Source organism: Brevundimonas sp. AVps5 (assembly GCF_058681515.1).
In genome coordinates this window covers 2,596,889-2,616,247 of the sequence record NZ_CM178740.1, presented here as the reverse complement: position 1 = coordinate 2,616,247, position 19,359 = coordinate 2,596,889, and the positions used below count along the sequence as shown (strand labels likewise).

The window sequence follows — 19,359 nt, the reverse complement described above, 5'->3', positions numbered from 1 at the left end:
TCGAGGCGCCACTCAGGTCAGCCGGCCTTGGGGGTCATGACGAACCACGGCGTCGGTCCGGCACGGAACTCCCACACTGCGATCAGATGATCCAGATGCCCGAGGTCCTGAAGCCACTGGGGCAGTTTCGGGACCTTGGGACCCTGCAGGTGGACGACGATGTCATGGGTGGCGCCGAAGCGCGCATGCATCCGGTCGACGATCCCCGGCTTGAACATCGGGTGGGTTTCCATGATGATGTTGAGCCTGTGCAGCGCCGGATAGAGCTCGGGGTTCATCAGGACGTCCTCGAACCCCTCCGCGTCAATGATGACCAGGGCGTCCTGGTCGACATAGCGTTCGAACATATCACCCGTGAACTCGCCGCTGATCGACACCCGATCCTCGACGCCATTGCGCCGCGCCAGATCTGCGCAGGCTTCCCGCGCCTTGGGATCGATGTCGAACGCATCGACGCGAACCTCGGGCATCATCCGGGCCAGGCCGACCGCATAGTAGCCCTCGGCGCAGCCGATATCGACGACGGTGCGAAGACCCGCGTTCTGGAATCGAGCGAGGTCAGCATGTAACTCGTCTTCATAACAGCCGAGCAACCGCGGCAGAAGGCACCCCTCGGTCGCATAGTCGAGGTATTCCATCCCTTCGAAGGGCCCCGAATACACGACCTTCCCGTGCAGTTTGACGTAGGTGTTCACCAGCACTGTCGCCCGCCAACGCCCCATCAGGCGCAAGAGTTCGTTCAGCGCCGGAATCGATTCGAGGTTCGGGTTGTTGAACCATCGCGCCCGCAGAATTTTGACGGTGTCAGAGGTGCTGGGCAAGACAGGCTCCCTCGCCGACGGTGTCATCGGCGAAAATTGGCTGGTGGCTCGATTGGCACGGCTTGCAGTCAGCGTCAAACCGTCGGGCTCGTGCTCGTCATCGCGCGAGCGAAGCAGCCACACGCTCATCGATCACGGCCATCGCAGCCAGATAATCGCGCCGGAAATCGTCCGTGATTCCGCACGCGCTCCCTTGCTCCAGATCGGCCCGCAGACCCAGAAGACCGGGCAGGAGAGCCTGCAGTTCCGGGAAGGCCGCAGCGCGCGCTTCGTAGGCTTTGGCCAGCCTGACGATCGCCCCGTCCGCGACTGCATTCGACACATACCCGGCATCTATCGATCCGCGGATAAAAAGCTCCCACTCGAACAGGCCGGCCGAGAAGGCTGGATTGTCTCGGCCCTCGGTGGCCTGTCCGCCGTGGCGACGGAACGCTGACAGGAAGTTGGCTATCCCGACCGTCGGCCCCACGTCGCAGGAGTTGAACAGCAGGCCGACATCGATCAGGTGCCGCACGGGAAGGCCGCGATAGAAGCTCAGGCAGTCGGCCGAGGCGAACGCTGAACGCCGGATCAACATGCTGCTGGGCTCCCCGACGGGGCTGTGAAGGGTCAGGATCGCTGACCTGGCCAGCAGGCTTTCCTTGAGCTGGATCGACTTGGTGCCCGGGAAAATGTCGGGCGACAGGACTATTTTTCCCTTCGGATCGACAATGTGTCGTCGCGCGAACACGAGCGGCGCCGCCGCATGACGGGCCAGCGCATCACGCATCTCGGCCAATGCGAACGGCATCAGGAAGTCGTCGTCGTACAGGAACTTCAGGAAGTCATGTCTGGCGCTGTTCCAGAGGTGCAGGCTGTTGGCGACGAGACCCTGCCTCGGCCCTTCGATAAGCCGGATGCGCGGATCGGAGAATTGGGCAACGACTTCCTTGACCGATCCATCCGGGCAATCATCGGAGATCAGCAGTTCGTAGTCGCCGAAGGTCTGGGCGAGCACACTCGCCAGGCATTGCGACAACCAGGTCGCGCGAAAGGCCGGTACTGCGACCGTCACTGGAGCCAGGCTCATGCGGCGGATGCCGCAGACCAGGGATGTGTCGACGCGCTGCGGTCGAGCCAGGCCAGAATCTCGCTGAGAGGGGGCTCGCGATAGCCGTCATAGGGCCGGCCGACACTGGAGGCCCAGCAGGGGTTTACGCCGGGCTCCACAAACAACACGTCTCCCCATTTCTGATGCAGGTCGAACAGTTCGTCACGATCCCAGCGCACCCGGTCGGGCGTGTCATTGAGCCCTCGGGACGGGGATTCGTGGTGCACCGCTTCGATGTCGGCGGCGTACACCACATCAAGACCCGCCGAGCGGATCTTGAGGCAGAAGTCGATGTCGTTGAAGCCGATGGCGAAACGCGGGTCAAACCCGCCCACCGCGTCGTAGGTGTGCCTGCGGCATCCGATGAATGCGCCCGTCACGGCCGAGGCCGCGTGGGTCGTTCTCCACCGGCCCAGTGGTCCGCCGTCCGCGGAAGCGGCGCCGACGCCCTCGTGAGCGGGCCCGTTCTCGTCCCGGCCGAAGACGATCCCGGCGTGCTGAATCGTCCCGTCGGGATACAACAGTCGCGCGCCGACCGCTCCGACCTCGGGTCGATCAAGATGTGTTCTCAGCCGATTGTCCCACCCTTCTGTCAGAAGCGAAACGTCGTCGTTCATGAACAGCAGAATGTCCGAGGCCCGGCCATCGACGCCGAGTGTGTTCAGGCGCGGCCAGTTGAAGGGTTCATCGACGGGCACGATTTCGACGCCCGGGATCAGAGCCAGACGAGCCGCCACCTGCCGGCTCTCCGGCGTCGGGCGGTTTTCGACGAGGACCACTCGCAGCAAGGCGGTCTTCGCCGCTTTGGAGAACAGGCTTTCGACGGCTTCTGCGAGGAGACGGGGCTGGTTCTGGGTCGGGATCACGGCAGTGATGACGCTGTCTCCCGCCGGAGAAACCGAGCCGCGAACGTCGTCGTCGACCGGCGGCGGATCCATCCCTTCGGCGGTGCTGGAGAGGATTCGCGGGAGATGGCCGATCCGGCCTTCCGCGGCGATCCGCTCGATCAATTTGCGACGTAGTTCGCACCCGGTCTGTTCGAGCGCCTGTCCAATCAGATCGCGGTGCGCGGCGGCGATCCAGAGCATGGCCGGAACTTTCGAAGGCGCTGCCGGCGGCCCCCGCTCGGGTGTGGGGAAAAGGTTCGGCGAATAGAAGGCCCGGCCCAGACGCCAGTCCTGACGGAAGCGGTCATGGTCGGCGTGGACGACTCCCGCCCCCGTGCGATGCCCGGCGAAGCAAAGCCAGGCGATCGACGTCGGGTCCAGTCGCGTCCCTGCCGACACGATGACGACTGGGCCGCCGGGATCGTTCAGGAGGACGGCGTCGGCCGTGGAATAGAAAGATATTCGGTCATCCATGGCGCTCGCCGCGGCCACCGAATGCTTCGCCAGGTCATCCCCGGGCGACGACAGCACGCACGCGACCCAGTCCCGGGTGGTCTGATCGGCCAGACTGTCCAGTGTAGTGCGCACCGCCCATGGGGGAAGCCCGCGAGCATCAACCACTACGGTACAGGTCGGCAGGGGCTCCTTGCCCGGGGGAGGGGCTGTGACGGGACAGGTCGCCCTGAATCTGTTCCAGGCTGAGACGGGAAAGATCGAAGCTTGCGACAAGGCTCTGTGAGCGGCCACGGCTTCGCGGGCAGCGGCGGCACCGAGCGACAGGGCCTGCTCAGCCGCGCGACGATCGAACTGATTTTCCGGCAGTCGATCGCGGGCTCCAAGTCGGATCATCGCATCGCGCGCATCTATGGTTCCAGGCGCCACCTCCAGGCAGGCGGCGTAGGCATCCACCGCTCGCTCGGTTCGACCCAGATCCACGAGGCTGTGACCCAGATAAAGGTAGCCTTCCACAGTTGAACCAGGCTCGATTGCGGCCGCCTGATAGGCTTCGACCGCGCCTTCGCGATCCCCTGATTCCTTCAGCGCGTGACCCAACTGCAAACTAAGCACGCCGTTGGGCTTGTTGGCGTCGATCGCGGATCGATAGGCTTCAGCGGCGGCTTTCCAGTCTCCGCGAGACCGGGCCCGGTCTCCAATCATTTGAAGGCGGTCAGCGGATTGAGTGGGCGTGGCGACCGCGGCGCGCCTCTGCTTTCGCCATTTCACAAATACAGCCCAGGGGTTCATGAGGCTTCCTGGCCCGTCATCAAATCGCGGAAGGCGACACTTGCAGGACGGCCACGAACTCGTTGCGGCCATGGGGCGTATCATAGACCCGAAGAGGCCGCATTCGCGAGAGGCCGCTGGCCGCCAGGCCTTGCATGAGTTCGCGGAAACTCGTCGGCGTGAAATGCCATGCATGCACGTCGATATAGTCGTCGCCGGCAGCGGCCAGCTTCTCCAAAGCCACGCCCAGCCGCCCGTCGTCGCCCAGAGGACGCAGGCCATGTTCGCTGCGCCAATGGGCTGCCGGGTCGTTGTGACAGGTCAGGGCGATGTGTTCGATCACGTGGCGCGGGGCGTGCCGCTCACGCCTTTGGATGAAGGCTTCGAGAATATCGGCGATCGTCGTTTCGGCCAGGAAATGGTCGAAACAGAACCGGCGATCCGGAATCAGCATGGCGTAGACGCCGTCCGGAACCAGGGCTGCGGCCGCGTCGTTGAGATGCCGGATCGGGTCGGGCTGGTGTTCGAAATTATGGCTGCTGAAGATCACGTCGAACGCCGCGCCAGCCGCCTCGCCCAGGCCGTTGTGGTAATGGATTTCTTCAGGACATCCCGACGGATCGAGACCGATCTCCCGCGCGCGCGCACCGAGTTCTTCAGCGGTCAGGACATCAAGATATCTGACGTGCGGTCCGCGAAACACCGGCTGGCAGAACGGGCCGATTTCAAGCATCGAAGCCGGGGTCCCGATGCGCGCGATCAGGCCCTCGCGGGTTGAATCCTCCGAAGCCGTCCGGCCTTCCGTCCGGCCGAAGGCATCGAAATGGGCGCGCAGGGCAGTGTCGTCGTGATCGGCCAGGTCGGCATAGAGACGACGCATGAGGACCGGATCGACTTCGGGAGACAACTGTGCGGCGAAAGACATAACCTACTTTGGCCCCTAGAGGTCGGCCTTCGCAAGGCGCCAGGGCATCGGAACCCGCGGCGGACTGGCCAATGCGAAATCATCTCGTTTGTCGCTGAGGTTCGGCGACCAGAAAGGATCGGCACTGAGCGTCGTTCCCCACCGTTCCCGCATAAAGGCCGCCTCGGCCTCGAGTCTCAACGCCTTTTCACCGTTGTCATCCGATCCGCGCGTCTTTGACTCCTTGTGTACAAGGAGCACTTCGGGATCGCCCACGATCTTGAAGCCCGCCCGACGGACCTTCAGGCACAGGTCCACATCATTGTAGGCGACGCGCAGGTCTTCATCGAAGCCGCCGACCGCATCGAACACGCTGCGTTTGACGAACATGCAGGCCGCGGTCACCGCCGAGAACTGCTGCGCAAGGCGCGCCTTGCCGAAATAGCCGGGGTCGTCGGCACCTGAACCCTGGTGAGGCGCGCCGGCGACGCCGTGAGCGCCCATGCCAGTCGCCAGACCGAAATGCTGCAGCGTCCTGTCCGGATAAAGGAGACGAGCGCCGACCATGCCGACGTCGTCGAGCAGCAGCAGGGTGCGCGCCCGGGCGACCCAATTCCTGTTTACGACCTCGGTGTCGTTGTTCAGGAAACACAGGATGTCGCCGGTGGTGTGCCGGACGGCGAAATTGTTGATTGCCGAGAAGTTGAACTCTTCCGGGTAGCTGACGACGGTCGCAATCCGGGACCGCTGAAGCGCCTCGAAATACTTCAGGGTCGCCGGCTGTTCCGATCCATTGTCGACGACGATGATCTCGACGTTCTCAGGCGGGTTCTTGATGACCGAGTCGATGCAGGCCTTGAGATCGTCCAGACCGTCGCGGGTCGGGATGATGATCGAGACCTTCTGGGTCGGCTCGCGGGTGTTGCTGATCGCGCTGAGGCCCGGCGCGATGCCCTCGATCGAACGCAACGGCGTCGCCGTCCGCTCGAAGTGGCCGTTGATCGATCGCTGGGCCGCTGTGATCGCATAGCCTTTCTGGTCCGCCGATACGGCGGTCGAACCGGGGATCGCACGCCAGTGATAGAGGACATGAGGGATGTGCAGGATGGTGTCCTCTCCCGCAATCTCCATCGCGCGGATCAACAGGTCGTAGTCCTGGCTGCCCTCGAAACCGATCCGGAAGCCGCCGATCTGCTGAAGCAGGGCGCGCTCATAGACGCCCAGATGGCTGACCATGTTGTGGCCATAGAGCAGGAAGCGGTCGAAATCGCCCTTGAAGTAGGGCGAGAAGCGGACGCCATCGATGGTGATCTTGTCCTCGTCCGAGAACACGATCCGCGCCTGCGGATTCTGGTTCAGATAGTAGGCGACGATGAACAGGCAGTAGTCCGGAATCAGGTCGTCGTGGTCGACCAGAACGATATAGTCGCCGGTCGCCAGGGCCATCGCGGAGTTGCTGGCGGCCGAGATGTGGCCGTTGATCTCGCGCCGCATGTATTTGACGCGGCTGTCCTGCTTTGCGTAGCGGCGCAAAATGTCGCCGACCTCGGCGCTGGTCGAACGGTCGTCCGCGATACAGATCTCGAAGTCCGGATAGGTCTGGTTCAGCATCGAGTCGATGCACTCCACCAGAAGCTCCGGCGGCGTGTTGTAGACCGGCATGACGAACGAGAAGGTGGGTCGGCGTTCGAAGGCCCGGGTCATCTCCTCGATACGCTCGTAGTCTGCGGGGCGTGGCGAGATGAAGCGCTTCAGCCAGAACCCGTAGTCGAAATCGCGATCCGGCTTCCCGGGCGCCAGGAGTTTGGTCACCTGTACCGCCGAGGCGAGATCGAGGTGGTCGGAGTCCAGCATGTCGAACGCGCGGTTCATGTCGTCTTCGACATCCATGTCCGCCGGGTAGGTCGATCGCACGATGTCCCTGGCCTTCTCCGGCGAGACGTTCGGGCGGAACGCGATGCGGGTCAGGCGCATCATGTTGTGCTTGTCGTCGGGGTCCCAACGGAAGCGCTTGATCTTGTCCGGTGCAGCCAGGAACAGGGTCGTCGACGAGGGCCCGTCCATCTTGCCCTGCTGGCCGAGGTGGAATTTGAGCTCCTCGCTGTAGCCGGACCCGTAGTCGACATAGAGCTGCCCTGACAGGGGGCGCTGGTCCACAAGGCCGGAGACGGTGATCGACAGTTCGGCGAGGCATCCGCGTGATTCCCTGCTCGGTGCAGGCGCGAGTTCGATCCATGGGTCGTCCGACGTCAGGCCGAACCGGTCATCGCCGGCCGGCACGACGTGGCTCGAGCGCAGGCTGATAAGCCCGTCACATCGGTCCGCGATCGCGGCGCCGGATCGGGTTTCGATGTCGTGTCGCCGCTTGGACGACAGGTGCTGCGCCATTTCCGGCGCCGCCAGTTCGACCATGACGCTGTCCGACCAGTCGGCGCTCAGTGCCCGCTCGTAGAGCCCGTGCGCCGCCGCCCAGTCATGGCGCATCTTCTTCAGGTGCGCGTAGTTGATCAGAAGATCGACATCCCGCGGCTTCTGGCGCAGGGCCCGCTCATAGGCCGCATCGGCCTCGACCAGTCGACCGGACTCTTTCAGCATGTGTCCGAGCTGGACACGGATGCCGAAATCCCTCGGCGCGGCCTTCAGATAGGCTGAGTAGTGATCGGCGGCCTCCTTCCAGGCCTTTTCGTCGCGTGCTTCGTCGCCGCGCGTGCGTTCTTGCAGGGCCTCGTCCGGAATCGGACGTCCAGCTCCACCGACGGCCCGAAGCATCCGTCGCAGTTGTCGTTTCATGTATTCGCCCGCCCCTGGCCCCGTCAGCCCGCTGATCGCAATAGAGCCACACGAGGAAAGCGCAAGCGCTGCAGTCTGACGAACGCATTTTCGTACCTGAGGGGAGAAAAGGTTTCACGAACTGCGGGTTGCCAATAGTCCTGACCTTGGGATAGGCCCGCTGCCGGGGCCGCGACGAGGAAGTCGATGCCGGTGTTGATCGAGGAGGCCACGTGTCCAGGGACGTGAAACTGATCGAAGTCCGTCGCTTTGGCGACGCCCGCGGCTGGTTCTCCGAGACCTACGCGGAAGCGAAGTACGCCGCGATGGGCGTCGACGTCCGCTTCGTGCAGGATAACCAGTCCTATTCGGCCCATGCAGGCACCATCCGCGGCATCCATTTTCAGACGCCGCCGCACGCCCAGGCCAAATTGGTTCGCTGCGTGCGCGGCAACATCGTCGATTACGCGGTGGACCTTCGCAAAGGCTCGCCCACCTATGGTCAGGTCGCCTATGCCGAGCTTTCTGCGAAGAACGGCCGGCAACTGTTCGTGCCTGTCGGCTTCGGCCACGCCTTCGTGACCCTCGAGCCCGACACCGAGGTCGCCTACAAGGTGTCCGACGTCTATGCGGGCGATTGTGACGGAGGCGTCGCCTGGGACTGCCCGGACATCGGCATCGACTGGCCCCTGCCTCCATCCGGTCCGGTCCTGTCGGACAAGGACGCCGTCCTGCCGCGTCTCGCGGATTTCGCCAGCCCCTTCGTTTATGACGGCGTTCCGATGGCGGCCATCGGCGATCTGGGCTAGTCCACGCCTCAGGAGACTGTTTTCATGCGCATTCTGGTCACCGGCGGCGCCGGGTTTATCGGCTCGGCCCTGGTCCGTCGCCTGATCCGCGAGACCGAGCACGAGATTCTGGTGTTCGACAAGCTGACCTATGCGGGTCTGCTGAGCTCGCTGGAGCCCGCCTCCTCCAGCAATCGCTATGGCTTCGTCCAGGCCGACATCTGCGATCCGGCCGCGGTTGCGGCGGCACTCGCCGACTTCAGGCCGGACGTCATCGCCCACCTGGCGGCCGAGAGCCATGTCGATCGCTCGATCGACGGGCCGGGCGAGTTCGTCCAGACCAATGTCGTCGGCACCTTCAACATGCTGCAGCAGGCGCTGGGCTACTGGCGCGGGTTGAGCGACGCCGACAAGGCCGCCTTCCGCTTCCATCATATCTCGACCGACGAGGTGTTCGGCTCGCTGGGCGAGACCGGCCTGTTCTCGGAGACGACGCCTTACGATCCGCGCTCACCCTATTCCGCGTCCAAGGCGGCGTCGGATCACCTCGTCAGCGCCTGGGGCCATACCTATGGCCTGCCGGTGGTGATGACCAACTGCTCGAACAACTATGGTCCCTATCACTTCCCCGAGAAGCTGATCCCTCTGATCATCATCCGTGCGCTGAACGGGGAACCTCTGCCGGTCTATGGCGACGGGTCGAACGTGCGGGACTGGCTGTTCGTGGACGATCATGCCCGCGCGCTTCAGGCGGTGTTCGAGCGCGGGCGGCCGGGCCAGACCTACAATGTCGGCGGCAATGCCGAGCGGCGAAACATCGATGTGGTCAAGGCGATCTGCGCCACCCTTGATACGCTCCAGCCGCGCGCCGACGGCAAGCCCTATGCCGACCAGATCACCTTTGTCACCGACCGGCCGGGCCACGATGCCCGCTACGCCATCGATGCGACCAAGATCCGCGACGAACTGGGCTGGACCCCCTCAGTGACCTTCGAGGAAGGCATCGATCAGACCGTGCGCTGGTATCTGGAGAACCGGTCCTGGTGGCAGGCGATCCTGGACGGCCGCTACAAGACCGAACGGCTGGGCGTCGCCAATGGCTGAGGCAGCCTCGGACGACACCTGGGACATCCTGGTGACCGGCGGGGCAGGGCAGGTGGGGCTGGAGCTGGCCCGCGCCGGCTGGCCCGGCCATGTTCGACTGCATATGCCGACCCGGGACGAACTGGACCTGGGCGACCCCGATGCCGTGCGCGCCCTGTTCGCGGCGACGCCGTTCAGGGCGGTCATCAACTCCGGCGCCTATACCGCCGTGGACAAGGCCGAGACCGAGGTGGCCGCCGCCTTCGCCGCCAACGCCATGGGGCCGGCCATTCTGGCCGAGGTCACCCGGGCGGCGAACATTCCGCTGGTCCAGGTCTCGACCGACTATGTCTTCGACGGTTCGGGCGAGCAGGACTATGTCGAGGGCGATCCGGTCGGGCCGCTGGGCGTCTACGGCGCTTCCAAACTGGCGGGCGAAGTCGCAGTCCTGACCGGCAATCCGCGTTCCGTCGTGATGCGCACGGCCTGGGTGCTCAGCCCCCACCGCGCCAACTTTCTCAAGACCATGCTGCGGCTCGCGGCGGACCGGCCCGCCCTGCGCGTCGTCGACGACCAGACGGGTTGTCCGACGTCGGCGAAGGACATCGCCGAGACCCTCGTCGCCATCACGCTGAAGATGATCGCCGATCCGGAGGCGCCGACCGGCGTCTATCATTTCGTCAATGCCGGCTCGACCAGCTGGGCCGGTCTGGCGCGCGAGATCTTCGCGCAGAGCGCCGTCCACGGCGGCCCCTCGGCCGAGGTCGAGGGCATCACCACCGCCGGGTATCCGACACCCGCGCGTCGTCCCTCGAACTCACGGCTGTCGACATTCAAGATCACCCGCGACTATGGCGTGACGCCCCGACCCTGGCAGGACGCCGTGGCCGGGATCGTCGCCGAACTGCATCAGGAGACGACCACGTGAAGGGCATCATCCTCGCCGGCGGATCGGGCACCCGCCTGCATCCCATGACGCTGGTCACCTCCAAGCAGCTCATGCCGATCTACGACAAGCCGATGATCTACTATCCGCTGTCGACCCTTATGCTGGCCGGCATCCGCGAGGTGCTGATCATCTCGACCCCGCGCGACACGCCCTCGTTCCAGGCCCTGCTGGGGGACGGTTCTAAATGGGGCATGGACATCCAGTATGCGGTCCAGCCCAGCCCGGACGGCCTGGCCCAGGCCTATATCATCGGGGCTGACTTCGTCGCCGGCGGGCCATCCTCGCTGATCCTGGGCGACAATATCTTCTATGGCCACGGCATCAACGATCTGTTCAAGAGCGCGATGGCCCGACCGTCGGGGGCCACGGTCTTCGCCTATCATGTCAACGATCCGGAACGGTACGGCGTGGTCGAGTTCGACTCCGCCATGCGCGCCCTGTCGATCGAGGAAAAGCCGCCGGTTCCAAAGTCCCCCTGGGCGGTCACCGGCCTGTATTTCTATGACGAACAGGTGGTCGACATCGCCGCCAATCTGAAGCCCTCGCCGCGCGGCGAGCTTGAGATCACCGACGTCAACCGCGAGTACCTGAATCGCGGCCAGCTGTCGGTCGAGATCATGGGCCGCGGCTTCGCCTGGCTGGACACAGGCACGCCCGACAGCCTGATCGAGGCCGCCGAGTTCGTCCGCACCCTGGAGAAGCGCCAGGGCTTCAAGATAGCGTGCCCCGAGGAGATCGCCTTCGACCAGGGCTTCATCGACACGGCCCAGCTGGAGGCGATTGTGAAGGCCCTCGGCAAGAGCGACTACGGGCGGTATCTCCGGACGACGGTTCTTGAACGGACGTGACCCGTCCCGCTGCGGGCCGGGACTTCCTGGGGGGCGTGGCCTCCTGGGCGGCGCTCGCGGTCGATCGCCTTGGCTTGATCGTTTGTTCCCACGCGGCGGTTTGCAATCGGCCGGGGCGCGCCTAAAGAGCAGGCCCCTACGCGAGCTGACTGTGACCGATGCGTCTGTTTAAGGATTTGAGATTGCAAAAGCCGCAGCCCGCCGAGCTCAACCTGATCGGTCTGAATGAGCTGCTGCGCATGGATCGGTGGGTCCTGGAGCGTCGCAGTCGCGCATTGGTCCAGACCGCGTTCCTCGGCAACCAGCTGACGCTCTGTCGCGTGCTCGGCCGCTACAAGCTCTATGTCCCCACAACTGACGTCGGCTTCGGCGCTCACGTCATGATGGACGGCCTCTGGGAGAGCTGGTTGACCGTCTTCATGGCCTCGCGCATCAAGCCCGGAATGCGCGTCGTCGATGCTGGCGCGAACCACGGCTACTACACCGTTTTCTTCGCCGATCTTGTCGGACCCGAGGGACGCGTGGCCGCTGTCGAGCCCAGCCCGCGAACGGCCTCCCTCTTGCGTCAGACCGTGATCGTCAACGGGTTCGACAGCCGGGTGTCGGTATTCGAGAATGCTCTTGTTGCGAACGACGGGGAAACGCTCGTTTTTCACGCGCCAAGCAGCGAACCGAAGAATGCGCGCGTCGTGACTTCCGACCACGCGGGTCATCTCGACATGGTGGAAGTAACAGGCGCCCGGCTCGATACCCTCATCGCCGACTGGCCCCGGGTGGATTTCATCAAGGTCGATGTCGAAGGAGCCGAGGAAGCGGCGCTGTCTGGAGCGTGGGCGGTTATCGAACGCGACCGTCCCGAGCTGTTGCTGGAGTTCAACGGCCTGCGATGCCAGGATCCGGCCGGTCTTCTGGATCGGCTGGAAGCGCTCTATGGTCCGGCGCGAACGGTCGGCTTTGACAGCGCCTTGCACGCCGTTTCTCGCGAAGCACTGTTGTCTCCCGACGACGAGGAAGACCAGATTCTTTACTTCACGCCGCGTTAGCCTGGCGCTTCCCGCCATAGGTCAAGGTCGCGCCGAGGAAATGCATCCGGCCGTCGAACGCTCCCTCCATCAGCCAGAACCGCACTTCTCCATAGTCGGTGTTGGACCAGTAGTGATGCAACTCGACTTCGTAGACGCCGGCATGGGGCGCCTGGATCGTTTGCGTTGCGAAATCGGCTGAGGTGCCCCAGTCGATGCGAAATTCGTGATTCGCTGCGGCCTTGTCGACGAGGAACCTGACCCGGACGGTCCAGTGACCGGCTGGCAGGCCCAGGTAGGGCCCGTAGACCAGAATTCGGGGTCGCCCGGTGACGTCGAGTTCGCCGATATTTTCGGACCGCCGGGACGCGGGACCATCGTAGCGGAAAATCCGTTCAGACCACACGACCTCCCGACCCGCCACGGGCGGCGACGCATAAAGCTCAAGGGCCGTCCGGACCGCCGGGCGGACGATCTCCACCTCCTTCGGGATCGGCGGCACGATCGTGAGACCCAGGGCTAGCGGAATGGGTTTGCCTCGGTACTCCGCGATCTCGCGGCCGAGGATCATCCGGGTGCTCCGCAGCTCCTGTGCGGCCGCGCGGGCCAGCAGGATGGAAGCGTGGGACACGCTGTGCGGGGCTACGATGCCGAGTCTCTCGCTGATCGCCTCCGGCGCCGTTTCGGGCCGCGGGATGATGACGACGGTTGGCGTGCGGCCGAAGGAAGCCACCACATCGCAATCCGTGGTCAGCCAGACCTCACCCGCCGGATCGTCCGTGCTGCCCGGAACCTCGCGTTCGGAATCGCGGAGCACCATCCCGGCGGCCGCGACGCTGGTCTGGATCGCTTCGCGCCAGGCTGCGTCGTCGGCGGAGGGTGTCAGGACCAGCCAGAAAGGTGCCGCCGCTGCAGACATCACGCAGCCCGCAGCCAGGTGTAGACTTCCACGGCCTCATTGATGTCGTCGAACATCTTGGCCTTGCCGCTTTCGATGATCAGGCCCCGCGTGCAGTGTGAAGCCACCAGATGGGTATCGTGAGAGGCCATCATGAACGCGCGGTCTCCGCGATGCTGGAAGAGCTCTTCCTGACATTTCTGCTGGAAGCGCGCGTCGCCGACAGCGACCAACTCGTCGATCAGATAACATTCGAACTCGATAGCCAGGGACAGGCCGAAAGCGAGACGAGCCCGCATGCCTGACGAATAGTGTTTGACCGGCAATTTCAACGCTGATCCCAACTCCGCGAAGTCATCCACCCGTGCCAGGACGTCGGCGAAATCCCTATCGTAGATCCGGGCCAGGAAACGGATGTTGTCCAGGCCGGTCAGGCTGCCCTGAAAGCCGCCGCCGAACCCGATGGGCCAGGACGCTGACATGCGCCAGTCGATGCGGCCCTCATCGTGCGGCAGAATACCGCCCAACATTTTGATAAGCGTGGATTTTCCTTGTCCGTTTCGGCCCAGGATCGCCAGCCGCCCGCCACGCCCCAGCGAGAAGCTGAGGTCTCCGAACAGGGGTTTCTTCGCACCGTGAAACGTCTTGCCAAGGCGGTGGACACTCAGGCCGACGGTATCGGCTGTGACCATCTCCATCAGTCTTGTCCATGCTCGCGGACGCCGGCGTAGATGAGCCAACCCACGCCATAGATGAGCACGGATGACGCAAAGACCGTCAGGATAGCCAGCCACCGACGAGGTTCGGACGGTTCGTCAGGCAGGCTCGGCGCGACCACACGATCAAGATACAATTTTTGCCGGCGCGCTTCCTGCTGGGCCGAGATCAGGGAGGCCGTGGCCTGGGTCAACTCGCGGTCTGCGAGTTCACGTGCCAGCGCGAGATCCTCGTAGATGCTGATCTTTGGAGCCAACGAATCGGATGCGCCCGCGACCTTGGCCCGTTCCGCTGAGATCTGTCGTTCGTACGCGGCGATGCGGCCGTCGAACACGGGCAGTTGCGGGCTACTGGGTGCCTCGACCGCGATCTGGGACCGATCGGCGCGCAGGGTGGCGACCTGAGCCATCAGTCCGCCGATGAGCTCCGACGATTCTCTGGCGGCTATGGTCGGATCGATGAATTGCTCGCGGTTGCGGAAAGCCGTGAGCTGTTGCTGTGCGCCGGAAAGGCGCGCGCGCGCTTCGTCTCGTGATCGGGTTGCCTGGGCGACGGCGTCGGCGGAGGAGCGCTCGTTCATTCGGTTCACCAACTGCTCGCCGCCGGAAAGCAGCGCCTCTGTCAGAGCATGAGCGTCACGCGCCTTGAACGCCTCGACACGGACCGTCGAAATTCCTGTTGTCGAGTCGTAGCCGACGACCACGAAACGCTGGAAACCCTTGTAGAGACCTTCCGATGTGCGAGATTCCCACGGACGCGGGAAGCGCGAGAATGCGTCCGCGCCGGAGGGCGCCAGCATCGCGGCGACGTCGTAGCGACGCGAGAGTTCAAGCAGGCTGTCTCGAGAGGTGATGTACTGGTGGACCGCGAACGCATCGGTCTGGGCGGGCGCGATCCCGACACCCTGAAGCGCGACCCCAAGACTCGATGGCACGCTCTGACCGGCGGATCGGACGATGAACTGTGTCTCCGAAACATACCGGGGGGTGGCGATAACGATGTAGTAGATTGCGGCCAGCAGTGTCGGCAGCACGATGATCAGCAGTGGCGCGATCGGAATCCGACGCCACCATGCAGGCAGCGTTCGTTCGAACGTCAGTACCTTCGGGATCGGCCCGATGTAGTTGAGTTTCGAATCCGTCATTTCTGATCCATATTTTCGGGCGCGTTCGATGCCATGGGCTAGTCCAGAACGACCCGGTTTTTAGCGTCTGCCAATAGCAGCAACCCGGCACCGATCAACACGGCCCCGCAGCTGATCGCGTAGATTGGGTGGTAGTAGGTGGGCACGAACTCGCCGAACACTCCACCGCGGACCATCTCGATCCCGTGCGGCAGTGGAATGAGAAGGAAGGGCTCCCGCCAGCGCTCGGGCAACCACGAAACCATGAAGAAGGCACCAGACAGTGGAACCATGGCGTAGGTCAGGACCGGCACCAGCCGCTCCATCAATTCGAACCGGAGCGAGAGGGCAGCCAGGGTCAGCGATAGACCGAACCCGACCCACCCCACCATCAACCAGCCGGAATAGAGAAGCAGCCAGTCTTTGGGCAAATCCACCTGGCCCAGGGCGAGCAGAACGACATAGACCACGATGAACGCTGCGGTGCCGCCGCCGAACTCCATCAGATTTCTGGCGAGGAAAAGGTGAAGGATCTTCACCTGGCGGTGGTGTAGAAGACCGACATTGCCCTGGATCGCGCCCATGCTGAAGCTGATCATGTGGCGATACATCAGCAGCGCCATGTAGCCCGTCATTGTTAGCGGACCCACGCGTATGCCGTGTTCATAGGCCGGCTTGATGAGCGTCCACATGATCAGGACGCCAATGCAAAACAGCAACGGCTCCCCGATGACCCAGACGAAACCCAGGCCCTCGCGACCGAAACGGGTGGTGAGCTCGCGCATCGTCAATGCGCCAACGATGCGGAAGTGATGGCCGAGAAAACGCGCGATCATTCGATCAATTCAATTAGGTGGACGCTGAGACGCTGCGCATTCTCGGCGATGGTCGCCAGGCCGTGATGACCCGCGAGCGCGCTGGATAGGGCGGCTGGACCATAACGCCGCCGTATCCCGACGCAAGGGTCGAGGCGCCGCAGATCGTTGATCCAGACGTCGACGATGCCGAGGCCTGGTGGGGGTGACGACAGCGAAATCGGTCCGGGCTCTTTCGAAGTCGGGGGCGGCCGATGTCCAGCCAGTATTCGTGGATCGGACAGGCGTCGACCATCTCTCCGTCCGAAGCCGGGCTGGCTGGCAGTTCGGGCATGTCGCAGGGACCATGCGGCGGGATGCGCGATGACCCCGATCGGTCGAGGCAATAGACGCCGCCGTTTGCCGGCCAGTGGGAAGGTCGGCTTTTCGCGCAGCCCGCCAGTGTCGCGGCAATATCCCATGCCGCCGACAGGCCGTCATCGCCGGTCACGGGCGACGAAACATGAGCCGCAGGCCGCCGTCCGTCCGCCTCGATCTCCACCAGGGTCCGCCGCGACGGGGCACCCGTTGGACGCCCGCAACGATCAGAAGCGGGCGAATCGTCCCTGAGGCCTCCATCGCGGCGTGCGCCGGGCGCAGCAGGCCGTACTCCGCCCGGGTGGCCGTGAAGACGCCTGTGCCCGTGTTCGGCCCGATCACCGGTTGATGGTTCCCGTCATGCCACGCGGGCGTAGCGGGACGGTCGCGCCCGCAGAACCGACAGCCAAAACGTTGTTCGTGAAACCCGGGCCGCCGATTTCTCCTGTAGCTTCAACGTCACGCTTGCAGTTTGAGCGGTTAAAGACCTTCGGAACCTATCGACCTCCTGCGGCAACGCTGTTATGACCCCGAAAGGCGGTGAGACCGCCGCAATGATCAATTATGGCTGCGGAGGGCTCACACCCATGCGTTTCAAGACCTTGTTCCTGGCTTCCAGCGCGGCGGCGGCTCTCGCCCTGTCCGCTGGTGCTGCTTCGGCTGAGCCGGACGGCTGGTACGGCGCGATCGACGCCGGTTACCACAAGATCGACGACATCAACGTGCAGGCGTCCGGCAACGGCGTGAACTGGAACGCCGAAGTGAACGACGGCTGGGCCGCGTTCGCTCGTCTGGGCTACCGGTTCAACCCGAACTGGCGCGTCGAGCTCGAAGGCGGTTACCGCTCGGGCGATATCGGCCGCATCCGCCACTCGACGGGTTCGGTTCCGTCGGGCGTGTGTAACTTCACCCCTGCCACGGGCCCCTGCTTCTCGCCCGAAGGCGACATCGAATCCACCACGCTCATGGCCAATGTCATCTATGACATCGGCGGCGAGTATTGGGGCGTTCGTCCGTTCGTCGGCGTGGGCATCGGCCTCAACCGCGTCAACACCGAGTTCGTGGGCACCATCCGCGGCCAGCGCACGGTCTCGATCGCGGCTGACGACAGCTCGACCAAGTTCGCGGCTCAAGCCCTGGCTGGCCTGAGCTACGCTGTCGGCGACCGCGCCAACATCGACCTGACGTACCGTTATCTGACGGGCGACATGGAGTTCAGCAGCTTCACGAACTCCACGGCGGCCGTGAACAACTACGGCACGTTCGAAGGCGACTACGACGAGAGCCACACGGTGTCCCTGGGCCTGCGTTACGCCTTCGGCGCCGCTGACGCCCCGCCGCCCCCGCCGCCTCCTCCGCCTCCTCCGCCCCCGCCGCCTCCCCCGCCCCCGCCGCCTCCTCCGCCGCCGCCGCCTCCGCCGGCTCCGGTCGCGCGTGAGTTCGTGGTCTACTTCGACTGGGATCGCTCGGACCTGACGGCCGAAGCCCGTTCGGTGGTGACGCAGGCCGCCAACTACGCCAAGTCGGGTCGTCCGACGCGCGTGCTGGTCGTCGGCTACGCCGACACCTCCGGCTCGGCCGCCTACAACGTGGGCCTGTCGAACCGTCGCTCGCGCACCGTAGCTGACGCCCTGGTCGCCCAAGGCGTCGCCGGCGGCGTGATCGCTCTCGACGGCAAGGGTGAAACCAGCCTGGCCCGTCCGACCGCCGACGGCGTTCGCGAGCCTCTGAACCGTCGCGCCACCATCGGCATCAACTTCTAGGACGCCTGACAAGGGTTCCGGTCCCGAAAGGGATCGGAACCCGAACAGGAGTTTTGCCGATCAAATGCATCAAGCCGCCACCTCTTCCTGAGGGTGCGGCTTTTTGCTGTTCGGAATGTCTGACCGCGCCCGGTTGAAAGCCTGTATGACCCGTCAGGCGTCGACAGCGGTCTCGATGACGTCGCAGACGCGGTCGACGTCGGCGTCGGTGAGGCTGCTGCCCGAGGGCAGGCACAGGCCGTTAGCGAACAGCACCTCGGCCACCCCATCGTTGATCATCAGGGCATCCTGGAATGCGGGCTGCAGGTGCATCGGTTTCCAGACCGGTCGGGCCTCGATGTTGGCGGCATCGAGCGCGAGGCGCAGCCGGTCCGGGCTGGCGACGAACTCCCGATCCATCACCATGACCGTCAGCCAGCGGGTATGCCGGCGGCCCGGAGCCTCGGGCGCGAAGGCGACCCCGTAACGCCCCCCCAGCCGGGTTTCATAGCGCTCGAAGATGGCGCGGCGACGGGCGACCCTGGCCTCCAGAGTCTCCAGCTGGGCGAGACCCAGTGCTGCGGCGAGACTGAGCATGCGGTAGTCGAAGCCGACCCCGGACTGTTCGTCGTGAACCGTCGGCAGGTGGGCTGCGTCGGCCAGGTGGCGAGCGCGGGCGATCAGGGCCCCGTCATCGGACGCCAGCATGCCGCCGCCGCCGGTCGTGACGATCTTGTTGTCATCAAAGGAGAAGGTGGCGGCTGACGCGCCGTGGCCCGCGTGGCGGCCGTTGAGGGTCGCGCCGACGGCCTCGGCTGAGTCCAGGATCACCGGAACGCCGTGGGCGTCGGCAATCGCCCGGATCGCATCGATGTCGCAGCACTGGCCGTAGAGGTCGGCGGGGACCACCGCGCGGACGGTCAGGCCCTCGGCCCGGGCGCGGTCGAAGGCCTGTTCGAGCAGGCGAGGATCGAGGTTCCAGTCAGCGGGGCTGCAATCCACGAAGATCGGCTGCGCACCCGCATGGACGATGGGGCTGACGCCGCCGATGAAGGTCAGGGTCGGGCAGATCACGGCGTCACCCGCCTTCAGGTCCAGCATCGCCAGGGCCAGATGCAGGGCGGCCGCGCCGGAAGAGACGGCTGTGGCGTGGCCGAAGCCGGTCGCCTCCGCGAAGGCGCGCTCGAAGGCCGGGACCACCGGGCCGGCGGACGAGATCCAGCCGGCGTCGAAGGTCTCGAGCAGTCGCACGCGCTCGGCGGGGCCAAGATCAGGCGCGGACAGGGGGATGCGGGCGGGAGTGGTCACCGGCGCAGGAGACC

The 19,359-nt window shown here is 64.7% G+C and carries 17 protein-coding genes and 1 pseudogene; 7 read left to right on the top strand and 11 right to left on the bottom strand.

The genetic code is table 11. From position 1 onward, the window contains the following. Nucleotides 1–17 precede the first annotated feature (17 nt). The 3 genes from ACW18A_RS13270 to ACW18A_RS13260 form a co-directional block, all read right to left on the bottom strand. Nucleotides 18–821, bottom strand: a complete 804-nt coding sequence (locus ACW18A_RS13270) for a methyltransferase (RefSeq protein ID WP_492022183.1) — start codon at nt 819–821, stop codon at nt 18–20. A 97-nt stretch (nt 822–918) separates the two neighbouring features. After that, complete coding sequence (locus ACW18A_RS13265; protein WP_492022182.1) at nt 919–1,818, bottom strand: glycosyltransferase family 2 protein; 900 nt, start codon at nt 1,816–1,818, stop codon at nt 919–921. 68 nt (nt 1,819–1,886) lie between these two features. Continuing rightward, nucleotides 1,887–3,386: a glycosyltransferase gene (locus ACW18A_RS13260; protein ID WP_492024395.1), complete on the bottom strand. Its 1,500-nt coding sequence runs from the start codon at nt 3,384–3,386 to the stop codon at nt 1,887–1,889. A gap of 147 nt (nt 3,387–3,533) precedes the next feature. Here ACW18A_RS13260 and ACW18A_RS13255 point away from each other — a divergent pair, with 147 nt between their 5' ends. Continuing rightward, nucleotides 3,534–3,773 (top strand): hypothetical protein, encoded by a 240-nt coding sequence (locus ACW18A_RS13255; RefSeq protein WP_492024420.1) that lies wholly within the window; start codon nt 3,534–3,536, stop codon nt 3,771–3,773. Here ACW18A_RS13255 and ACW18A_RS13250 read toward each other — a convergent pair. From ACW18A_RS13250 to ACW18A_RS13240, 3 genes and pseudogenes are all read right to left on the bottom strand, one after another. Beyond that, a pseudogene (locus ACW18A_RS13250) lies at nt 3,711–3,956 on the bottom strand (tetratricopeptide repeat protein); the annotation flags it as partial. The gene ACW18A_RS13255 and the pseudogene ACW18A_RS13250 overlap by 63 nt on opposite strands. Nucleotides 3,957–4,062: 106 nt before the next feature. After that, entirely contained in the window at nt 4,063–4,755 is a 693-nt protein-coding gene (locus ACW18A_RS13245) for a class I SAM-dependent methyltransferase (RefSeq protein ID WP_492022181.1), read from the bottom strand. 207 nt (nt 4,756–4,962) lie between these two features. Continuing rightward, the gene (locus tag ACW18A_RS13240; RefSeq protein WP_492022180.1) at nt 4,963–7,716 is read right to left on the bottom strand and encodes a glycosyltransferase; all 2,754 of its coding nucleotides are present in this window, start codon (nt 7,714–7,716) and stop codon (nt 4,963–4,965) included. A gap of 212 nt (nt 7,717–7,928) precedes the next feature. On the opposite strand from ACW18A_RS13240, the gene rfbC reads away from it, so the two are divergent. The 5 genes from rfbC to ACW18A_RS13215 all read left to right on the top strand — a co-directional run bounded on the left by rfbC (nt 7,929) and on the right by ACW18A_RS13215 (nt 12,406). Beyond that, the gene (gene rfbC, locus ACW18A_RS13235) at nt 7,929–8,504 is read left to right on the top strand and encodes a dTDP-4-dehydrorhamnose 3,5-epimerase (RefSeq protein WP_492022179.1); all 576 of its coding nucleotides are present in this window, start codon (nt 7,929–7,931) and stop codon (nt 8,502–8,504) included. 24 nt (nt 8,505–8,528) lie between these two features. Continuing rightward, nucleotides 8,529–9,587, top strand: a complete 1,059-nt coding sequence (rfbB, locus tag ACW18A_RS13230) for a dTDP-glucose 4,6-dehydratase (protein WP_492022178.1) — start codon at nt 8,529–8,531, stop codon at nt 9,585–9,587. Next, nucleotides 9,580–10,494, top strand: coding sequence for a dTDP-4-dehydrorhamnose reductase (rfbD, locus tag ACW18A_RS13225; protein WP_492022177.1), 915 nt, complete (start codon nt 9,580–9,582; stop codon nt 10,492–10,494). Before rfbB ends, rfbD begins: the two co-directional genes overlap by 8 nt. Next, a complete protein-coding gene (rfbA, locus tag ACW18A_RS13220) occupies nt 10,491–11,363 on the top strand; it encodes a glucose-1-phosphate thymidylyltransferase RfbA (protein WP_492022176.1) in 873 nt (290 codons plus the stop codon). The genes rfbD and rfbA overlap by 4 nt, the downstream gene beginning before the upstream one ends. A 158-nt stretch (nt 11,364–11,521) precedes the next feature. Continuing rightward, nucleotides 11,522–12,406: an FkbM family methyltransferase gene (locus tag ACW18A_RS13215; RefSeq protein WP_492022175.1), complete on the top strand. Its 885-nt coding sequence runs from the start codon at nt 11,522–11,524 to the stop codon at nt 12,404–12,406. On the opposite strand, the gene ACW18A_RS13210 is transcribed toward ACW18A_RS13215, so the two are convergent. Genes ACW18A_RS13210 through ACW18A_RS13195 form a run of 4 tightly spaced genes read right to left on the bottom strand, consistent with a single transcriptional unit; the run spans nt 12,393 to nt 15,959 of the window. Beyond that, nucleotides 12,393–13,304, bottom strand: coding sequence for a hypothetical protein (locus tag ACW18A_RS13210; protein ID WP_492022174.1), 912 nt, complete (start codon nt 13,302–13,304; stop codon nt 12,393–12,395). The genes ACW18A_RS13215 and ACW18A_RS13210 overlap by 14 nt on opposite strands. Continuing rightward, on the bottom strand, nt 13,304–13,981 hold the full coding sequence (locus ACW18A_RS13205) for an ABC transporter ATP-binding protein (RefSeq protein ID WP_492022173.1): 678 nt from the start codon (nt 13,979–13,981) through the stop codon (nt 13,304–13,306). Before ACW18A_RS13205 ends, ACW18A_RS13210 begins: the two co-directional genes overlap by 1 nt. Next, nucleotides 13,981–15,144 (bottom strand): KpsE/RkpR family capsule polysaccharide export protein, encoded by a 1,164-nt coding sequence (locus ACW18A_RS13200; RefSeq protein WP_492022172.1) that lies wholly within the window; start codon nt 15,142–15,144, stop codon nt 13,981–13,983. Before ACW18A_RS13200 ends, ACW18A_RS13205 begins: the two co-directional genes overlap by 1 nt. Before the next feature lie 38 nt (nt 15,145–15,182). Beyond that, a complete protein-coding gene (locus ACW18A_RS13195) occupies nt 15,183–15,959 on the bottom strand; it encodes an ABC transporter permease (RefSeq protein WP_492022171.1) in 777 nt (258 codons plus the stop codon). Between the two features lie 923 nt (nt 15,960–16,882). Between ACW18A_RS13195 and ACW18A_RS13190 the strand changes: the two genes are divergently transcribed. Then, the gene (locus tag ACW18A_RS13190; protein ID WP_492022170.1) at nt 16,883–18,058 is read left to right on the top strand and encodes an outer membrane beta-barrel protein; all 1,176 of its coding nucleotides are present in this window, start codon (nt 16,883–16,885) and stop codon (nt 18,056–18,058) included. A gap of 153 nt (nt 18,059–18,211) precedes the next feature. Here the strand turns inward: ACW18A_RS13190 and ACW18A_RS13185 are convergent, their stop codons facing one another. Then, a complete protein-coding gene (locus ACW18A_RS13185; protein WP_492022169.1) occupies nt 18,212–19,345 on the bottom strand; it encodes a DegT/DnrJ/EryC1/StrS family aminotransferase in 1,134 nt (377 codons plus the stop codon). Nucleotides 19,346–19,359 lie beyond the last annotated feature (14 nt).